At 37.8% G+C, this 17,647-nt stretch carries 21 protein-coding genes; 5 read left to right on the top strand and 16 right to left on the bottom strand.

Features of this window, described 5'->3' with window-relative positions; genetic code table 11:
- Positions 1 to 97: 97 nt before the first annotated feature.
- Positions 98 to 1,114: a S66 family peptidase gene (locus I5J82_RS02725; protein WP_198766558.1), complete on the bottom strand. Its 1,017-nt coding sequence runs from the start codon at positions 1,112 to 1,114 to the stop codon at positions 98 to 100.
- Positions 1,115 to 1,184: 70 nt separating this feature from the next.
- The gene (locus I5J82_RS02720; RefSeq protein WP_198766557.1) at positions 1,185 to 2,207 is read right to left on the bottom strand and encodes an NADP-dependent oxidoreductase; all 1,023 of its coding nucleotides are present in this window, start codon (positions 2,205 to 2,207) and stop codon (positions 1,185 to 1,187) included.
- A 138-nt stretch (positions 2,208 to 2,345) separates the two neighbouring features.
- Here I5J82_RS02720 and I5J82_RS20255 point away from each other — a divergent pair, with 138 nt between their 5' ends.
- Entirely contained in the window at positions 2,346 to 2,732 is a 387-nt protein-coding gene (locus tag I5J82_RS20255) for a hypothetical protein (RefSeq protein ID WP_233096388.1), read from the top strand.
- Positions 2,733 to 3,092: 360 nt separating this feature from the next.
- Here the strand turns inward: I5J82_RS20255 and I5J82_RS02710 are convergent, their stop codons facing one another.
- Together I5J82_RS02710 and I5J82_RS02705 are read right to left on the bottom strand one after the other, a co-directional pair.
- Entirely contained in the window at positions 3,093 to 4,397 is a 1,305-nt protein-coding gene (locus tag I5J82_RS02710) for an amino acid permease (protein WP_198768889.1), read from the bottom strand.
- Positions 4,398 to 4,539: 142 nt separating this feature from the next.
- Positions 4,540 to 5,169, bottom strand: coding sequence for a LysE family translocator (locus tag I5J82_RS02705; RefSeq protein ID WP_198766556.1), 630 nt, complete (start codon positions 5,167 to 5,169; stop codon positions 4,540 to 4,542).
- A gap of 107 nt (positions 5,170 to 5,276) precedes the next feature.
- Here I5J82_RS02705 and I5J82_RS02700 point away from each other — a divergent pair, with 107 nt between their 5' ends.
- Positions 5,277 to 5,540 (top strand): hypothetical protein, encoded by a 264-nt coding sequence (locus tag I5J82_RS02700; protein ID WP_198766555.1) that lies wholly within the window; start codon positions 5,277 to 5,279, stop codon positions 5,538 to 5,540.
- A gap of 41 nt (positions 5,541 to 5,581) precedes the next feature.
- On the opposite strand, the gene I5J82_RS02695 is transcribed toward I5J82_RS02700, so the two are convergent.
- The 6 genes from I5J82_RS02695 to I5J82_RS02670 form a co-directional block, all read right to left on the bottom strand.
- Positions 5,582 to 5,809 carry a hypothetical protein gene (locus I5J82_RS02695; protein WP_198766554.1) on the bottom strand — a complete coding sequence of 76 codons (228 nt, stop codon included), beginning with the start codon at positions 5,807 to 5,809 and terminating at the stop codon, positions 5,582 to 5,584.
- Between the two features lie 257 nt (positions 5,810 to 6,066).
- On the bottom strand, positions 6,067 to 6,522 hold the full coding sequence (locus I5J82_RS02690) for an SRPBCC family protein (protein WP_144701861.1): 456 nt from the start codon (positions 6,520 to 6,522) through the stop codon (positions 6,067 to 6,069).
- Between the two features lie 15 nt (positions 6,523 to 6,537).
- Entirely contained in the window at positions 6,538 to 7,023 is a 486-nt protein-coding gene (locus tag I5J82_RS02685) for a DinB family protein (protein WP_198766553.1), read from the bottom strand.
- 75 nt (positions 7,024 to 7,098) lie between these two features.
- Positions 7,099 to 8,112, bottom strand: a complete 1,014-nt coding sequence (locus I5J82_RS02680; protein WP_198766552.1) for a Gfo/Idh/MocA family protein — start codon at positions 8,110 to 8,112, stop codon at positions 7,099 to 7,101.
- 141 nt (positions 8,113 to 8,253) lie between these two features.
- Entirely contained in the window at positions 8,254 to 9,009 is a 756-nt protein-coding gene (locus I5J82_RS02675; protein ID WP_198766551.1) for a hypothetical protein, read from the bottom strand.
- Positions 9,010 to 9,267: 258 nt separating this feature from the next.
- On the bottom strand, positions 9,268 to 9,801 hold the full coding sequence (locus I5J82_RS02670; protein ID WP_233096387.1) for a GNAT family N-acetyltransferase: 534 nt from the start codon (positions 9,799 to 9,801) through the stop codon (positions 9,268 to 9,270).
- Positions 9,802 to 9,946: 145 nt separating this feature from the next.
- Here I5J82_RS02670 and I5J82_RS02665 point away from each other — a divergent pair, with 145 nt between their 5' ends.
- Together I5J82_RS02665 and I5J82_RS02660 are read left to right on the top strand one after the other, a co-directional pair.
- Positions 9,947 to 10,288 (top strand): hypothetical protein, encoded by a 342-nt coding sequence (locus I5J82_RS02665; RefSeq protein WP_198766550.1) that lies wholly within the window; start codon positions 9,947 to 9,949, stop codon positions 10,286 to 10,288.
- Between the two features lie 17 nt (positions 10,289 to 10,305).
- Positions 10,306 to 10,644 carry a hypothetical protein gene (locus I5J82_RS02660; protein WP_198766549.1) on the top strand — a complete coding sequence of 113 codons (339 nt, stop codon included), beginning with the start codon at positions 10,306 to 10,308 and terminating at the stop codon, positions 10,642 to 10,644.
- 45 nt (positions 10,645 to 10,689) lie between these two features.
- Here the strand turns inward: I5J82_RS02660 and I5J82_RS02655 are convergent, their stop codons facing one another.
- Positions 10,690 to 11,769 carry a diguanylate cyclase gene (locus I5J82_RS02655; protein ID WP_233096386.1) on the bottom strand — a complete coding sequence of 360 codons (1,080 nt, stop codon included), beginning with the start codon at positions 11,767 to 11,769 and terminating at the stop codon, positions 10,690 to 10,692.
- A 174-nt stretch (positions 11,770 to 11,943) separates the two neighbouring features.
- Here I5J82_RS02655 and I5J82_RS02650 point away from each other — a divergent pair, with 174 nt between their 5' ends.
- Positions 11,944 to 13,020 (top strand): FAD-dependent oxidoreductase, encoded by a 1,077-nt coding sequence (locus I5J82_RS02650; protein WP_198766548.1) that lies wholly within the window; start codon positions 11,944 to 11,946, stop codon positions 13,018 to 13,020.
- A gap of 98 nt (positions 13,021 to 13,118) precedes the next feature.
- Here I5J82_RS02650 and I5J82_RS02645 read toward each other — a convergent pair whose 3' ends face one another.
- The 5 genes from I5J82_RS02645 to I5J82_RS02625 all read right to left on the bottom strand — a co-directional run bounded on the left by I5J82_RS02645 (position 13,119) and on the right by I5J82_RS02625 (position 17,575).
- Positions 13,119 to 14,387 (bottom strand): aminopeptidase P family protein, encoded by a 1,269-nt coding sequence (locus tag I5J82_RS02645; RefSeq protein ID WP_198766547.1) that lies wholly within the window; start codon positions 14,385 to 14,387, stop codon positions 13,119 to 13,121.
- A 132-nt stretch (positions 14,388 to 14,519) separates the two neighbouring features.
- Complete coding sequence (locus tag I5J82_RS02640; protein ID WP_198766546.1) at positions 14,520 to 14,999, bottom strand: NUDIX domain-containing protein; 480 nt, start codon at positions 14,997 to 14,999, stop codon at positions 14,520 to 14,522.
- On the bottom strand, positions 15,000 to 15,362 hold the full coding sequence (locus tag I5J82_RS02635) for an NUDIX domain-containing protein (RefSeq protein ID WP_233096385.1): 363 nt from the start codon (positions 15,360 to 15,362) through the stop codon (positions 15,000 to 15,002).
- Positions 15,363 to 15,422: 60 nt separating this feature from the next.
- Positions 15,423 to 16,655: a peptidase T gene (pepT, locus tag I5J82_RS02630; RefSeq protein ID WP_198766544.1), complete on the bottom strand. Its 1,233-nt coding sequence runs from the start codon at positions 16,653 to 16,655 to the stop codon at positions 15,423 to 15,425.
- Between the two features lie 497 nt (positions 16,656 to 17,152).
- Positions 17,153 to 17,575, bottom strand: a complete 423-nt coding sequence (locus I5J82_RS02625) for a DUF1801 domain-containing protein (RefSeq protein ID WP_198766543.1) — start codon at positions 17,573 to 17,575, stop codon at positions 17,153 to 17,155.
- Positions 17,576 to 17,647 lie beyond the last annotated feature (72 nt).

Genomic DNA, 17,647 nt, shown 5'->3' with positions numbered 1-17,647 from the left:
AGTGAACAAAAAAAAGAAATTGCCCTTAAAATAAGAGACAACTTCTCAAGAATTTGTAATATTGTGTTGCGTTAATTATTTCTTATCGGTTAGCCGTTCATTTACGAAAATGTTGTAAAACCGTTCCTCTACCACCTTTTACCTCGACTTCGGCAAAAGCCCCGTTTACAAATGTAATTTGAGGCGGTACATGTCCACAATCCACATCGTATATAACAGGGATCTGCAACTCATCTGCCAATTCTCTATACACATCTTCAGCAGTATAATCATTAACAGGATCATTAGCAGGGCTTCGGCCGAATAGAAAACCTGAACAGTTATCAAACCAGCCGGCTAGCTTCATCTGAACCAATGATCTTCTTAAATCAGCCGTGTTCATCTCACAATTTTCTAAATACCATAGGATCGGTTCACCGTTGATTTTCTGTTTATTAAAATCAGCGTCGTTACCATAAGGTGTCCCTACCAGATGCCGAATCACATCAATACAACCGCCCAGCAGACGCCCAGAAATCTTTTCATCCTCACCTGAAACCGTCTTCCATTCTGTATCTTCAGTCAAATGAAACACGTATGGTGTTGGCGCCTGGTGTTGCCATTCTTTTTGATATTTTTCAGAGGACTTCTGAAGAACAGTTTTACCTTCTTCTGTTGAAAGTACTTTTTCCCACATAGCTGTTGTTTCATCAGAGTACTCACCTCTTAAATCAACGAAATTTGTTCCATGAGCGGTTGCGATCCCTGTTTTTAACGTGATGGAAAGCAACAGAGCACTCGTATCTGAATAACCTAGAATCCACTTTTTTGGCAAATTCGTGAAATCAACATATTCTAAAATTTCGATTAATAGCTCACCACCCCAAGGAGGGATGATTAAATCTATATTTGGTTCTCTTAACATCTCATTAAACTCAGCAGCACGTGTTTTTGCTGGTGCTGACTTCGCTTTTTTCTGTGTCCAAACCGTTTCACCACAAGTTACCTCATATCCTCTCTTCTCCATCCGAATACAGGCCTGCTTGAACATATCATGAAGAGTTGATTGTACACCTGAGGAAGGAGCAGTTACTCCGATCGATGCATTATCGTTTAATACTGGATATCTAATCATCTGAACTCATCCTACTTTTTGTTTTTTTTCTGTTGTTAATTAAACTTCCACAAATTTAGTTAGAGTTCCTTCAATCTTTCGCAATTAGAGGTGATTCCACTTTAATGATTACTTTTCCTTTTGCTCTTCCCGTTTCTACATACTCAATTGCTTTTTGTGCATCTTTAAATGGAAAGACTTTATCGATCACAGGTACGATCACTTCTTTTTCTACTAAATCAGCAATCTTGCTTAACTGTTCCCCACTCGGTTTCATGAATAGGAAATGGTAATGAACGTTATGTTTTCTTTCAAGCTTTGCTATCTTACTACTCACAATAGAAAAAATCACCTTTTTGAAGAACCCCAAATTGTTTTCTGCTGCAAATGCCTTATTCGGGACAGCTGAAACAGAAACAATCTTTCCACCGGGTCTCAACACTTTAAATGATTTTTCTAAAGAAGTTCCACCTAACGTGTCAAAAACGGCATCATACCCTTTAAGAACCTTCTCAAAATCTTGTTCTTTGTAATTGATAATCTCGTCAGCACCCAATGACTTAACAAGATCGTATCCTCTATCACTCGCTGTGGTGGCTACATAGGCTCCCATAGTTTTTGCAAGCTGAATCGCAAATGTACCAACTCCGCCCGCACCAGCATGGATTAAGATTTTTTGTCCCTCTTTCAATTGAAGAACGTCATGAAAGGCTTGCCAAGTAGTCAAGCCAACTAGCGGCAGTGAAGCACTTTCAATCAAGGAAATGTTACTTGGTGCGATTGCCACATCTTCTTCATGAATTGAAATATATTCGGCGAATGTTCCAATGCGGCTCTTTCTTGGTCTACCAAACACTTTATCTCCAGGTTGAAACTTAGTCACTTTACTTCCTACCTGTTCAACGGTACCTGAAAAATCATTCCCAAGAATTAATGGCATTTGAAAGGATAACAACATTTTTACTTTTCCATCTCTTATTTTAAAATCTATCGGATTTATACTTGCAGCATGTATTCGGATTAAAAGATCTTGCTCCCCTATTTCGGGTATATCTATTTTTGTTTCTTGAAGTGCTACGTCCTCTCCGTAGCGATCGATTATCATTGCTTTCATTTGATTGTTTATACCTCCAGCATTTCGCCCATTTCTTACTAATTTTACTATTATGTACAACGAACAAGCTACTCATATGAAGCAGCTATCATATTCATATATCGAACAAACTGTTTTGTGGAAGGAGGAAAAGCCTTTATGAACAATTATCCCATGAACAATCATCCATATAATCATCAACATCAACACTCCATTGACGAATCAAATTATGTAGAGCGCCAAATGGAAGAAGATGAAGCAGGTCCATTTTCACCACCACCCCAACAATTTGCCCAAAGTCAAATCCCACAGCCTTTTTTTACTCAAAACTTCCAGCCCCCACAAATTCGTGCACGGTTATGCAGTTGTTTAGGAAATTGGGGGCTATTAGGTCTACGTCGTCCAGGTCAGTTTGGGCGTGACTTTTGGTTCTTTCCTGTAGCAATACGCCAAAACAGCGTAACCGGCTATATTTGGATTGGCGGTCGGCGTCAGCGCGTACGATACGGATTTTCTCAGATCCGAAACTTCGTATGTTTTGGTTGATTTAAAAAATGGGCTGAAACCAAGCCTTTCATGTCAGCCTTAGTTGCATTTATACTCTCGTTTTAACTTGTTACTACGTTGAAATTCATCTACAAACAAGTTAACCTTTCTTATGATGTAAGAAAAAGCCGCTCCCACGGGGAACGGCTTTCTTTAATCTCGTTTCTTATAAAAAACACCAAGGATATTATCAAGAATTCCCTCGTCATCATTTCCCTCTTCTTCCCACTGGTCGTGGTCATTGCCATCTAGAATATTTCCCCGATCAAGGCTAGAATCTAAGTTCAAATCTAGATGGGCACTGTCCTCCCTCACTCCATGTGTTTAATGATTTGATAAAATGTTTTTCACACAAAAGAATTAAACCGAACTTTTTTCTTGTTGATTACGTTTCTTTTGGATAACCAAAGCAATTATTCCTATGATTACCGAGATTCCAATACTAACATAAAGCCCCGGTCGTATGGTTTCTTCAAACCATGTACCTGTTACGGCTAAAGAGATTAATCCGATTGCAACGATCGAAATCAGCTTCACCCCTATAGATTGCTTTAGTATCTTCATGGAAGACAGAATGATAAACAACCAGTTGAATAGAAGTAATATCCCAGCTGCCGTTGTAATGTACTCATAAATACGTCCTGGGAGGAGAAGTGCTGTTATGATACTTGCTAAAAGGCCTCCTGCTCCTAAACCCATCGCAGGAAGCGGCAGTTTTTTAAATTTTATCGTTTTCGCAAATAATTTAGGAGCATCTCCGTCTTCTGCAAGCGTTCTTAAAAGATTAGTCACTCCAAAAAGAGCTGCCGCCATAGCTGAAAACCCAGCTATAATGATCGCTCCGTTAAATACATGCGGGAAAAAACCTAGATGATACCTTTCCATCGCCGTAACAAATGGACTTTCTTTATGATCAAATGTTTCTAAAGCAACCGTAGACACAGCAAGTCCAATCGATAAGACATAAATAATTGTAAGGATAAATAGCATGATCGAACCCGCTTTTGAAGCATCTTCTGTCTTTTTCAATTGCATCGCCATCATACCGATTACTTCTATTCCGCCAAATGCATAAAACGCATAGATTAGAGACGACCAGAAGCCTTTAAGTCCTCCTGTAAAATAACCGTTGAACGTATTTGGTATGACTAGATCATAGTTTTTTCCATCAACAAAACCAATTAGTCCTGCGATCGCCAAAATAATGAACATAACGATTGCTGCTACTTTTATGACAGCCAGCAAATTTTCAACTTGATCAAATTTCTTCGTTCCCGCTAACACAACAATAATGGCTAAAACTGCATAAAAAGCTGCAAAGATCCAAAGCGGAACATGTGGCAACCAAAATTGAGAGAGGATTGAAAGTGCAGTGAGCTGGCTTCCCATGATCAATATATTAGAGACCCAATAATTCCAGCCACAACTAAAACCCGCCCATCTTCCATAGGCATGTGTGGCATAATAACAAAAAGAACCCTTTTGAGGATCTGCTGCTGTCATTTTGGCTAATAACTGAAACACGATGTAAGTTCCTATTGCTGCCAATATAAAGGAAAATACAATAGAAGGGCCGGTAAGCTGGATTCCAATCGTGGATCCTAAAAAATAACCTGTTCCTATTGTACACCCTACTCCAACAAGAGAGAGCTGCCACCAAGCCATGTTTTTTGCTTCTGATTTATCAAGATTTGGTTGAACCGGTCCACTAAAATTGTTTTTTTTCACAATAATACCCTCCTGCTTTACAGGTATTATTGTTTATCTTAAGCGATTGAATATTCATTGGCGTAAGAAAAAACAATTTTTACGATAATAAAAACGAGATACCTTTATAACCAAAGTAAAAACCAAATCCGATTAATGATAAACCTGATAGTTTCGAAATTCCATCTAGAATGCGGTCAGCCAGCATCTTTCGAAAACTACTTGATACGACTGCCATCGCGAAATCCCACATTAGTATGCCTGTAAATATAGCTGCACTATAAAGAAGTAGACTTTCTAATGAATATTTCGTTGCAGTTTCTGCAAGTATAGAACCATATATTCCTAACCAAAATAAGATAGTAAGTGGATTGGTAAGAGACATGAGAAAACCAGCCATAAAACTCCTGCTATTATGTACCGTGTAATCTTGTTGACTGCTCTTTCTTTCAGAAGAAGCTTTTTTTAATGTCTCGATTCCCGTATAAAGAAGAACAAAACTGCCAAATAGCCAGAGGAAAGTTTTAATGAATGGTGTATTAATATAGCTTACAAGCCCCATGTAGACCATAAGCATATAGAGAGCATCTGCAAGAGTTGCACCTAATCCGACCATCCAAGCTTGCCAAAATCCGTATTTAATACCGCGGTCCATCTGTGCAGCATTTACAGGACCGATTGGTGCAGCAAGAGATAAACCTAGCAGTACATATTTAAAAAATAATATCATTGATTACCTCCACATATAAGATGGACACCTTATGCTTGTCTTCATCTTATTCGGAAGTAATTCTAATCAGACCTAAAAAATCATATTGTGAATGGGAGTTCATACAAATGGATCATCAGTTAAGCCCTAAGATTCAAGAAGCTCTTGACCATGTAAAGCGTGCGGATGAAGCTATGATAGAAGCACAAGCAAATCAAACGCCATCTTGTTTTCAAACCGCAAAATTATGGCTAGAAACCGCTCAGCAATCAGTACATGACGTAGGTGAGGAAATGTCTGAAGAAGAAAAGAAACACATTCATCACGCCAAAGAATACTTGAGACATCTACACGAAACACAAGCTGCACTGCAAGATACTAGGTACGATTAACGTATAAACCCCTCATGAGAGCTCATGAGGGATCTTTATGTTTAGGCAAATAAATTTCGGATGAACCCGGCTTGGTTGACGGTTTCAGTTTTCACATCAACATTAAGTTTACGAATGTTATCACAATAAATATGAAGTCGTTTTGCTTTCTCTGCGTTTAGATAAGAGGCGTAGTTGTCCAGCTTATCTACTTCACGAAGTACGTCTTCCTTTGTGTCTGCTTTCTCGATCCTGCTGCAACAAGAGCTGATCTGGTCATAAACAGACATGCTAGCCACCTCCTTTATGTTTTGTTTAACAATTCCCTCTCCAAAATTTTTAAAACTGAGACCTATGAACTGTTAAGTCTTTAACAATAATTCCTATAATTTGTTTGCTAGACTTTGCTTACACCATTTTAAAAGGAGCACAACAAAGTGGAAGAATTTCGTGCTACGTTCTGATGACCGTTATATCGCAGCGCTTAAAGGTTAATGGTACATACATAAAAAAAAGGGAGAATCACTCTCCCTATTATAAAAAGTATTCAAGAAATTACTGGTGGCAACGTTCGTCCTGTTTCCAGCATTGTTTTCAAATTGCTCAAGATCGCTGGCCAGCCATTGTTAAATCCTACGAACGTATCTTCATCCTCTACGAGATCTGCATCCTTCAAATTCTCGTGACGCAATGTCAACCTCACTGTACCGTTCAACTCCTTAAGCAGAAATGTCGCAATAGTAGGCTTTTTCCGAACTTCATCATCCCACTTGTTGAACCATGTAAAGGAGAGTTTCTTTTGTGGCTCATATGTTAAGATTTCTCCCCAATCAGTCACCTTACTGCCGCGTGAATATGTAATCTGTGAACCTTCTTTCCATTCCGAATCCACTCGGCTGCCGAAAAAGTATTGCTCTGTTAAATCTCCGTTTGTTAGGGCATCCCACAATTTTTCAGATGAGGTCTCTATATATGTAACATATACAAACTTTAGATTCTCCACATTCTAGCCCTCCTTTTAATGAACACCTTTACTAGAATCCCAGTTTCCTTTAGATTTTCTTATCTCAACGATTTGGCCGATGTGATAGGCATTATGAATGTTTATATGAGCAAGTACTGAATACCAAGGGTCGTGACGGTCTTCATGAGCAGAAATTTCAAAGATACTACCCTCTGCATCTTTTAATACAGTGGCCCAATCCGTTAGGATAGCAAATAATTGATCTTTAGCTGCTTCCCAATCCTGACCGTTTTTGTTTTCGAACGTCTCATCATTGCTTTCAACCTTTTGATGGGGCGAATTTCCTTTAAACCTCTGTAAATAACGTTCGTTCCAGAAAATTAAGTGGTTGACGATTTCCCATATTGAGTTGCTGTCACCAGGCTTTTCCCTCGCTTGTTCAATTGTAAGTCCTTGAAGTGCTCGATCGATAGGCACAAACCAGTTTGGTTCATTATGGTTTGCCGCCATTTGATTTAAAAGAATTGTTTTTTTATTCATACAAAAACCTCCTTGTTCAGAACTGTTTACGAACATACATTCTGCACAAGGAGGTTGGATTCCTTTTTATAAACTTTAAATATTCTGCTTTGATATTAGTTCTGATAATTGCACACGACGACCTTCTTTACTCGAGATAGCTGCTGCTTCATTTATTGCCGTTAGGTTTACAATATCATCTCTTTCTATCGTCGTTTTCACCCCATTTTCAATCGACTCAACCCATTGCTCCATATTAGAAGAGATTGGATTCGGCAGTTCCGGCTTTACCCAATCCTCTGTGCCAAGGTGCTTGCTTTTAATCCTTACATCTTGCCATTCAACCATAAGTGTACCTTCTGTGCCGTAAAGCTCGAGTTGCTGAGGGCTTCCATAAGATAAGAAGCCCGTTTCGATCATGCCCATAGCACCTGATTCATATTCCACCATAACGACAGCGTTATCATCTACACCTAATTCGTATAATTCATTTAGTTTACCGCTTACTGCTTTTACTTTTCCACCTAAACGGTTCGTTAAATAAATTGGGTGTGCCCCAAGATCGATCAAAGCTCCTCCTCCACACTCTTCTTTATTATAAAAGTGCTGTGGCAGCCATCCTTTTGGATTCTCTTCGGAAGGTACTGATCCGTTATGAGCTACGCGACATCTAATATATGTAAGATCTCCAAGAAGTCCAATGTCTACTGCTTGTTGGGCATAGAGGTAAAAGCTTTCTGTAAGTCTTGGAAGGTTGACCATAAGTTGTACCTTATTTTTGTCTACAGCATCTAAAATTTCTTCACACTCTTTCACTGTGAAAGCTAGGACTTTTTCAGTAAAAATATGTTTCCCATGGTTCGCAGCAGCGATAATTACCTCTTTATGACGGTTTGTTGCTGTAGTAACGATTACACCATCAATGCTTGAATCAGCTAGCACGTTCTGGAGATCCGCTTCATACGATACCCCTAATTCTTCAGCCCACTGGGTACCCCGCTCTTGGTTTTCATCCCAAACCGTTTTGATTGTGATGGCTTTATTTTCCATTGCTTCTCGTGCATAATCGACTGCATGCACGTGCCATTTACTGAGTAGAGCTACATTCATTACCTTCACCACTCCTCAAGCTAGAATTATTACCATTATACATAAGAGAGGCGTGCAATACATAACAAGCTTTACTGTGTTTACTAGGAGTTTAGAAGTTTATCGAAGTAAATAAAATAACTAAAAGTTTGCTTCTTGATCCTATACGCTGCTCTCACTTGCGCCTTCTATTACCATTCTATTTTGAAGTGACTCTACAAAATTTCCCGCATGATCACAATAAAGATACACTTTATTAATCTCTTGTTTTTGTCCAAAGTAACCTTTTGCTTGCACTGGATCCTTTAACACTATTTCATATTTTAGCTCATCGCTAATCCCAAAAATAATCGTAAATATTCTTGGAAAAGCCGTAGCATGGAATACTTTTTTTTCGTTGATGATGCTTCCACTTTTATTGTATTTGATTGCGGCAGGCTGTATATAGTCAATCTCGCTTAAATCAAAATGTAGAGATCGTCTAGCACCAATAATCATCACTACTTTTTCTTTGATAATACGGAAAGGGGTATTTCTCATTAAGTTATAATCACCTAGCATGTAGATTACACTGTAAATATGTAAAACTAGCATAATGAGAGCTATATTAGGTTCTTCTTTTTTAAGATAAATATGAAACACAATCATCTCAATGATTTGTTCGTGGATTAAAGCTAGAAATAGATAAAAATAATTGGAGTTTTTATGAAAGAGGTAACTATCATTCTGAATCAACATACGTTTTTTAATTCTCCACTTAAAGAAGGCATGGTATAAGATGTTCCATTCCTTTTTGAAGAGTAAGAATATAGGGTTCTGATCTATGTTTCCTTTCTTATACATAAGAAATAAGTAAATAAACAAACTCTCAAATAAAATGATGACTATGACAATTGAGATTAATAGTTGGCGATCCATAAATACATTTCCCTTCCTTCACCATATTCTTCAAGTTAATTGTAAAGGAATGGGAATTAATGAGTAGTAAAAATAATGATTTCCATAATTTTGTAACAACTTTAAGGCAAATTGGTTAAACCACCTCTTATTGGAAGGAATTTAGACTGGACTCGATGGTATTGGAAAGTTCTATTTTAAATTACACTTTATTCAACATAAAAAAAAGCCGTACTCGAAGTACAAAATCTTCCTCAAGTGACGGCAAAAAGTTATGAGTCATATCGTTTTATAGTACAAAACGGTTGTATCTAATCCACCTTTTTCGTTCTTAGCGAAAAAGGGTATTCGCCCCGCTTCTTGAAAACCAAACGACTGATAAAGTAGATTTGATGGATCACCTTCCCTTGTATCTAAAACAAGCAGTGACCGCCCTATTTCTTTTGCCCTTTGTTCTGCATGAAGCAGCAGCTTTCGCCCAATTCCTTTTTGTCTAAATGCTGGGTGTGTCATCAGCTTAGCTACCTCTGCACGATGAGTTCCATTTGGTTTCGTACACAAGTGAAGCTGAATGGTACCCGCGATATGCTCATCAACTTTAGCGATCCAAAACAAAATATCAGGTTCCACACAGCTTTCCCAAAAGGCATCAGCTTCTTGTTTTTTAAGCGGAGGCAAAAAGCCGATTGAAGCTCCTTCATCTACTACTTTAATTAAAAGATCAGACAGCTCGTCGGTACATTCGTCAACATTCCGTATCTCAACAATTTCCATTCCCGTTAGCCCCTTCATCACCATTTGTTTATTATCCATTTTAATACTCCTTTTCAGTGAAAAGAAGAGGGTTTGTTGAAAATCGAATTATCATACATTAACTCACCTCAATTCCTTAAATTTGTCACTCCGCTTCAGCCTATGCATACACTATGTTCGAGAATAACTTAGGGGAGGCTTATATATGATGAAACATTCAAGAAACAGTTTATTCTCAAAACAACATCTATTTCAAAACGAGAAGAAGCAACATCCTCAAACAAGCTGCGAGGGTTGTATCTGTGGAATTTTTCGTCGTTTAAATGAGGAATGTACTGAGGGTTGTACAACTAACAATCAGTTCTTTTATATTCTGCCAAAAGGGGAAAGTCGTCCAGTCGGTGATACCCCTATTCTCTTTCGATTCCTACGCTTTGAAGCTGAGAGTTGCTGCGCTTTTTTTGAGATTATGATTGAGCAAAATACGGTCACTTTGCAAGTTGCTGTAGACTGTCACGAAATTAGTGGTATCGTACCGATCCAGTAAAAGAGGTGATCTTTAAGATGTTAGCAAATTGTGGTTGCTCCAACCTTTCAAAATGCGGTGGTTGTGCATGCTGTATTTTAAAAAATTTAGCTCAGCAAATATCTAGTCAATGTGACAGCAGTTTAAATCCCTCTCTATTTCTTCTGAATAAAGGAACAAGAGAACCGATTCGTCTGATAAGTGGTGTAGGGGATAATTCGACTGTTTTTCAACTCTTGAAATTTGATTCTGACTCTTGTTGTGCTTACTTCACATATGTTGACAATCTAGGTGTTACACGAACATTTATTATTGATTGTAGAGATATTAGCTTTATTGCGATGGGTCCGCCTGGAATGAACGGAAACATGGCTTAATTCTAGCAAAAAAAGGAACGATCATTTCGTTCCTTTTCTTGCATTTCATTGATTGGCTGTACATACTTTATTTCTTCCAGTTCTCTTCGCTTCATACAATGCTTTATCTGCATCTTTAATCATTAAGTTTCCATTAGGAGTTGTTTCTGGAAAGTTAGATAATCCGATAGACACTGTGATGTTTACTTCTGTACCACTGTTTAAGAGAAATGCATGCTCTTCCACCGTTGATCTAATTCTTTCTGCAATTTTTTTTGCTTGATCCAGCGAACTATCTACGAGTAAGACCGTAAATTCTTCTCCGCCGTTCCTACTCACAATGTCTGTCGGACGTGCGCATGATCTAAGGATTAACCCTAAATCTTTTAGTACAACATCCCCTTCTGAGTGACCATAAGTATCATTAATTTTCTTAAAAAAATCAATATCAATATACAACAAAGAAAGCTTTTTCTTCTTTTCAAGATCTGCCATACAACTATTAAATACTTCATCAAATTTTCTTACATTGTTCAACCCCGTCAACGGATCGATCGTAGACTCTGCTTTGTACTTATCAAACATCATCTGACTCTTAAATAAAATATGTAATACCTGAAACGCTACATAACCTGAAAGAAAGGAAACGAACCAATATCCAGGAATTAAGTAAAGTAGCAACTGTTGGTCCTCAATCAGATAGAAAAACAAGAGGGATGTTAATAGATTTGCAAAAGTAAGCATGGACCATTTTTTTGTCTGTTGGCTCAAGTTCGTTCTTGAAATTCCGATTGCAAACAAGGTAACAGTTAACATTAACAGACTAGACGTATAAGAAGAAATATTAATCCCTATTAAAAACCGACCTGCGATGACTAAGAACATTCCTATAAATGCCGGCACTGCTCCACCAAAATAGGCTAGTAGAATAATTGGGATATGTCTTAAATCAATCAGAGTTGTACCGATCGGAATGCTGTACTGCATGAGGATGTTACTGAACAATCCCCCTGCCACTCCTGTAGTTATCTTTTTCTTAATTGTAGAATTCATACGGAGTGGTGGATCTTTCTTAATCTGGGTATACAGAAACAATAGTGCGACTAAGATTGCAAGATTAGCAAAAAGCTGTTTCACAATTATCATTTTTATCACCATCTAGTAAAATACCATAGAATACATCCAAAAACTAACATAATTTCCAACTTATTTGTTACACTTATCTTTTTTCACCTTTAAACAAACAAATTATTCGCACGAATCATTTTCTACTTATATGATTAAAGGTATATTCTCATCAATAAAACTGGAGTGTTCGTTTTGACAAAGCTTTTATTAATCGGTGGTGGACATGCTCATCTTTCCATACTACGAAGCCTTTTACATGAAGAAATTAGTGATTTAGAAGTTACACTTATTACATCGTCAAAATCCCAATATTATTCAGGCATGTTTTCAGGATTTACAGAAGGTCTTTATGATGAAGACGAAATTCGGATCGATTTAAAGTCGTTATCTAGTCGAGCTTCTGTCACGTTTATAGAGGACACCATCATCTCGTTTGATCCGATGCAGAAAGTGTTGTTAGGATTTTCTGGCAATATCTATTACTTTGATGTAGTTTCTTTTGATATTGAACCTTGGATATCTTCAGAACTCATTTCTACTACAGAATTAAATCCACCTAAACATCACTTAATAGAAAAAATAAAAAAACTACGCGCTAGTGAAGCACCTGTAATAATCGGTGATGGTGCTGAAGCGGTTGAGCTCGCTCTCTCCATAACATCTTGGCGAAATATAAATAAATTGAGCAAGTCTGTAACCTTAATAAACTCATCTTCACTTCTTCACTCATTCGGTGTTAAAGCGACGGTGAAAATTAGAGAGATCGCTCAGTATCATAATCTTGTAATCTACGAAAACGAGCAAATTAATGAAGTAAACAACAATTATGTAATTACTGACAGAGGTACAAAGGTAAAATTCTCTATGACCCTGCCTATTACAGGACCTAAAGCTAGTTCTCTATTTAAACAAGCATTATTACCCATTGATTCTGATGGATTTTTACTTGTTGAGGACACACTGCAAAACAACGAGTATCCTTATGTGTTCGGAGCAGGTAGCTGTGTGACGTTTTCAGATTATCCTGATTTAAAGAAGAATGATTTACATGCAACTAAACAGGGACCTATTCTATGGAGAAATATTAAGCGTTTTATATCCGGACAATCATTAGAACGTTTCAAGCCACGAAATGATTCTTTTTCTATCATTTCAACTGGTGAGCAACAAGGATTATTTATTTATAGAAATATTACTCTTCATGGAAAATGGGTATGGAACATGAAGAATTATAGTGATCAAAAATTCATCAAAAAACATTTGCAGTAAATGAGGTTTATCTTTGTAAACACTTGGCTCACTCCGCTTTTCAAATTCCAGGTACAACAAAAAGAGGTCCTTTTATTCAAGACCTCTTTTCTTAATTATTATGCTTTTACAGCATGTGAACCTTGAGTAGCCATAAACTCCTCGATCTCTTCTACTTCACGGAAAATATCTTTGGATAAGTTCTCAAATCCACCTTCTGTTACTAAGATGTCATCTTCGATTCGAATACCGATCGCTTCTTCCTCAATATAAAGTCCAGGCTCAATCGTTATGACCATTCCAGGCTCTAAAATACGATCTTTGTACGAACCAACATCATGTGTATCAAGTCCAAGGAAATGGCTTACACCATGATAGTAATATCTGGAGATCTCATCGTCATTTTGGATTAAACCGATACGTCTGCACTCTTCTGCTAACACTTTTTTCGTATGATTATTAAGTTCAGCAAATGCTAGGCCTGGTTTAATAATAGCCGTTGTTTCTTTAAGTGCTTTAAGTACGATGTTGTAGAGAACCTTTTGACGATCTGTGAACTTCCCATCTACAGGAAACGTATAACTGATATCCGCATTATAGTAGTCCTTTTGGGCTCCTAGATCAAGAAGAACGAGTTCACCAGGATTCGTTTGAGCGTTGTTATGCTCATAATGAAGAATCGTAGCATTTTTTCCGCTCGCCGTAATCGTCTTGAACGCAAAATCACGAACACCGTTGGATTTTAACGTATAGTCAAAATGTGCTTCAAGCTGGTTTTCTTTCAATCCAGCTTTAGCATGTTTCAGCACATTATAGATGCCCTCTTTTGTAATGGCGATTGCTTCTTTGATCTTTTGAATCTCTTCTGACGTTTTGAACACACGCAGTTCAGTAATTTCATGGTATACATTGTGGATGTTCACATGCGGATAATGTTCTCGAATATGTTTTGCAAATTGCGATGTATCCGATGGGGCACCGGACCATCCACGGCGTTCTAAATCTAAACAAACGTGCTGAGCTTGATTCGTAAAAAACTGACTAGAAACAAACGACTTAAAGCTATCCACATATTTAATATCTTTTATCCCAGATTGATGTACTGCTTCCTCTTTAGAAACGGTTTTCCCGACCCACTTCTCCATGACTGGATCAGCTTTTTCAATGAAAAGCGTTTCTTCAAATTTCCCACCGCTCTTTTTCAGCACGAGGATCACATTTTGTTCTGAAATTCCTGATAGATAATAAAAATTTCGGTTTGGCGTGAAAGGATATTGTTCATCTGCTGATTTTTGCGGAGCTTTTCCAGCAAAAAGAATCGTTAAAGATTCATCTGGCACCAATTCTTTTAATCTGCTTCGATTACGTTCAAAAAAATAAGATTCCATGGGGATCCTCCTTAAATAGGTTTTCAAAAACGACTGATTAGTTTATTTATGTATCTATAGTATAAAGATTTTTTTAGAGCAATGACAGTTTTTTTCAGAATTTTATAAATGAAAGCCTCAACTTCAGCCTCATTATTCGTTTTCATATTCCTCTAGAGTATGTTCTTCAATAAAAGCATTTTTCAGTTTGTGCTCAACATATTCCTGGATATGCCTTTGTACTCTCGGATACAAGATGATATGTTCCAACTCCTTAAGAGGAATCCATTTCACGCCTGTTTGATTTGGATCTGGCTTATCCGGTAAATGAGGTTCGGAGTCTAGAACCCTGGTGCATTCAAAAATAAGTCCTAACGAATGTGTTGTTCCATATCTATTTTCAGTCAGATGTGGTGTATACTCATACGTGAATGCGAGTGGACCAACTTTTATATCAATGGATGCCTCTTCTCTCACCTCACGTTTTGCTGCTTCTTTTACAGATTCATTTGCTTCAACACCGCCTGCTGGTAAATTATAATGAAGACCGTTCTCATCATGAAACTCGATTAAAAGAATAGAATCGTTTTCTATAATCAAGGCACCTGCCCTTACACGAATGGGATGGTTCATTTAGACAACCTCCATAGTCTTTAACACCATTTCAACTACAGGTCTTGAAACATCATCAAAATACACATCATCATGTAAGTCGACCCAGCGTACATCAAGAATGTCTTCATCGTCTTCAATGGAGAGCTCCCCCGAAATTAATTTACAAAGAAATGTTTGTTTTTCTTTACTCTGAATAAGAGGTTTTATAATTTTCACGTTATAGCCTGTTTCCTCCATCACTTCTCGTATACATGCTTGTTCAAAGCTTTCGCCGTGCTCAACTCCTCCACCTGGATAGTTCCAAACAATGTCCCCACGTTTCACTTTTTGCTGTACTAATAGAACCTTGCCATCATGAACGATAACTCCTTGCGCTAACATATTCATTCCCCCTAGTTACAGATAAAAGCTAACCAAAACAAAGTTGGTTAGCTTTATAGGCTATGCTTCCTGCTCAAACAACTGCACGAGTTCAATAATGACTTGAGTAGCTTTGACCATATTATCGACCGAGATATATTCATGACGGCCGTGATAGTTTTCTCCGCCTGTAAAGATATTTGGAGTAGGCAGACCCATGAATGACAGCTGTGATCCGTCGGTCCCACCTCGAATGGGTTTAATGTTTGGTTCTATATTTAGCTTTTTCATCGCCTGAGAAGCGAGATCCACAATCTCTTTTACCGGTTCAATCTTTTCTTTCATATTGTAATATGTGTCGTTCATATCTATTTGAATCTTATCTTGTCCATACTTCTCACGCAGTTCATCCACGATTTCTTGCATTTTATCTTTTCTCTTTTGGAAAAGTTCCTTGTCATGGTCACGGATGATATAAGACATGTCTGTTTGCTCTACATCACCCTTAAGACCAGTTAAATGATAGAACCCTTCATAACCTTCCGTATGCTCAGGTGCCTCTTCAACAGGAAGCTTACCGTTCAGTTCCATAGCTATTTTTGCCGCATTAATCATCTTATTCTTTGCAGATCCAGGATGAATGTTCTTTCCTAAAATACGAATTCTAGCATTAGCGGCGTTAAAGCTCTCATACTCTAATTCACCTAATGGTCCTCCATCCATTGTATAGGCATACTTTGCTCCGAATGCCGCCACATCAAATTTATGAGGACCGCGTCCGATCTCTTCATCGGGAGTGAAAGCCACTCGTATTTTTCCGTGCTTAATCTCTGGGTGTTCAATTAAATACTTCATCGCCGTCATGATTTCAGCAATGCCCGCTTTATTATCCGCACCAAGCAATGTTGTGCCGTCCGTTGTGATCAATGTATGTCCCTTATAATCTTTTAAACTAGGAAAGTCATTGGGAGACAATTCGATATGTAAGTCTTTGTTTAAGATAATCGTTTCTCCGTCATAGTTTTCAACAATCTGCGGTTTAACGTTCGTTCCTGTAAAATCAGTAGCAGTATCCACGTGAGCAAGAAACCCAATAACAGGGATTTCTTTATCCGAATTGGATGGTAGTGTCGCCATAACATAGCCGTTTTCGTCGACTGTCACTTCTTCCATACCGATTCCTTTCAATTCTTCAACAAGCATGTTTGCCAGTGTCCATTGACCTTCTGTTGATGGAGTCGTGTCACTCTTTCCATCAGATTGTGTATCTACTTTTACATATGTAATAAACCGATTCATTATTTCTTGTTTCAATTTTCAATCAACTCCTACTATTTTGCTTTATGATAGCATGTTTTACAAAACATTACATATGGATAGATTACAAAAAAATGTACGTTTTCACTCATCTAGATGTCTAATCAACTTGTCCTTTTCCTGCATATAATGTATTACCAGCACCAAACAAAGGTGTTGTGAAAATAATGGGGTGATTTAAATGGGTTCTTGGAAGAAAAAAGATAAATGTGAGTCTTCTTCAAGCTATATCTATCTAAAATGTAAGCGTTGCAAGAAAAAGAAAAAGAAAAGCTGCGGCTGTCATAAAAAACATTAATTAATAAAAGGAGTCCAAAACTGGGCTCCTTTTTAAGTATTATTTTGATCCTAACCAAAAGCAATTCCTATTGCAATGCCTATTCCAATACCCAATCCAATGCTATCGAGCGCTATCCCAATCGCTATACCGACGGCAATTCCGATCGCCATTCCAAATAAGGAACACGAGAGCACGCACAATCTAAAAGAATCAACTATTCTTGTGGATATGTTTTTAATAGAAACTCAGTTGACTTGTTAATCAGTTGTTTTAACACATCCACATCAACATCAGCTAGTTTATTAATGTATACACAAGCGGCGCCCGTTGTATGTTTGCCGAAGTGCTGAAGCAGCTCAGCGCGTTCCGGATCTCCCGGGGCAAAGTATAGACTGATCTTAGCTTTTCTTGGTGAGAAACCAACAAGTGGTGCATCCCCTTCATGCCCTGACTTGTATTTGTAATGATATGAGCCGAATCCAATAATGCTCGGTCCCCACATCTTTGCTGCAAAACCAGTTGCCTGTGAAAAGATATCAAGCAGTTTATATGCATCTTCTCTTTTTTTTGGACTATCCACATTCTCGATAAACTCAACAACGCTTTGGTCGGTTTCTTTTGTCTTTTGCTCGTACATAAATAGCTCCTTTTTTATGCGAAATATTAAAAATTAAACATCCTATAATTTAACCTTCTACATCTTTAGCTG

The sequence above is a fragment of the Fictibacillus halophilus genome, assembly GCF_016401385.1.
GTDB classification, from domain to species: domain Bacteria; phylum Bacillota; class Bacilli; order Bacillales; family Fictibacillaceae; genus Fictibacillus; species Fictibacillus halophilus.
The sequence above is the reverse complement of the archived record's forward strand: the minus strand, read 5'-3'. Positions and strand labels throughout refer to the sequence as shown.

Excerpts from the sequence above, each read along its gene's own strand:
- I5J82_RS02700 (WP_198766555.1), top strand. The coding sequence starts at position 5,277 with ATGGATCATCAGTTAAGCCCTAAGATTCAAGAAGCTCTTGACCATGTA.
- I5J82_RS02720 (WP_198766557.1), bottom strand. The coding sequence starts at position 2,207 with ATGAAAGCAATGATAATCGATCGCTACGGAGAGGACGTAGCACTTCAA.
- I5J82_RS02675 (WP_198766551.1), bottom strand. The coding sequence starts at position 9,009 with ATGGATCGCCAACTATTAATCTCAATTGTCATAGTCATCATTTTATTT.
- I5J82_RS20255 (WP_233096388.1), top strand. The coding sequence starts at position 2,346 with ATGAACAATTATCCCATGAACAATCATCCATATAATCATCAACATCAA.
- I5J82_RS02645 (WP_198766547.1), bottom strand. The coding sequence starts at position 14,387 with ATGGAATCTTATTTTTTTGAACGTAATCGAAGCAGATTAAAAGAATTG.
- I5J82_RS02670 (WP_233096387.1), bottom strand. The coding sequence starts at position 9,801 with ATGGATAATAAACAAATGGTGATGAAGGGGCTAACGGGAATGGAAATT.
- I5J82_RS02710 (WP_198768889.1), bottom strand. The coding sequence starts at position 4,397 with ATGGCTTGGTGGCAGCTCTCTCTTGTTGGAGTAGGGTGTACAATAGGA.
- I5J82_RS02625 (WP_198766543.1), bottom strand. The coding sequence starts at position 17,575 with ATGTACGAGCAAAAGACAAAAGAAACCGACCAAAGCGTTGTTGAGTTT.
- I5J82_RS02655 (WP_233096386.1), bottom strand. The coding sequence starts at position 11,769 with ATGATAATTGTGAAACAGCTTTTTGCTAATCTTGCAATCTTAGTCGCA.
- I5J82_RS02705 (WP_198766556.1), bottom strand. The coding sequence starts at position 5,169 with ATGATATTATTTTTTAAATATGTACTGCTAGGTTTATCTCTTGCTGCA.
- I5J82_RS02695 (WP_198766554.1), bottom strand. The coding sequence starts at position 5,809 with ATGTCTGTTTATGACCAGATCAGCTCTTGTTGCAGCAGGATCGAGAAA.
- I5J82_RS02665 (WP_198766550.1), top strand. The coding sequence starts at position 9,947 with ATGATGAAACATTCAAGAAACAGTTTATTCTCAAAACAACATCTATTT.
- I5J82_RS02635 (WP_233096385.1), bottom strand. The coding sequence starts at position 15,362 with ATGTTAGCGCAAGGAGTTATCGTTCATGATGGCAAGGTTCTATTAGTA.
- I5J82_RS02680 (WP_198766552.1), bottom strand. The coding sequence starts at position 8,112 with ATGAATGTAGCTCTACTCAGTAAATGGCACGTGCATGCAGTCGATTAT.
- I5J82_RS02725 (WP_198766558.1), bottom strand. The coding sequence starts at position 1,114 with ATGATTAGATATCCAGTATTAAACGATAATGCATCGATCGGAGTAACT.
- I5J82_RS02660 (WP_198766549.1), top strand. The coding sequence starts at position 10,306 with ATGTTAGCAAATTGTGGTTGCTCCAACCTTTCAAAATGCGGTGGTTGT.
- I5J82_RS02640 (WP_198766546.1), bottom strand. The coding sequence starts at position 14,999 with ATGAACCATCCCATTCGTGTAAGGGCAGGTGCCTTGATTATAGAAAAC.
- I5J82_RS02685 (WP_198766553.1), bottom strand. The coding sequence starts at position 7,023 with ATGAATAAAAAAACAATTCTTTTAAATCAAATGGCGGCAAACCATAAT.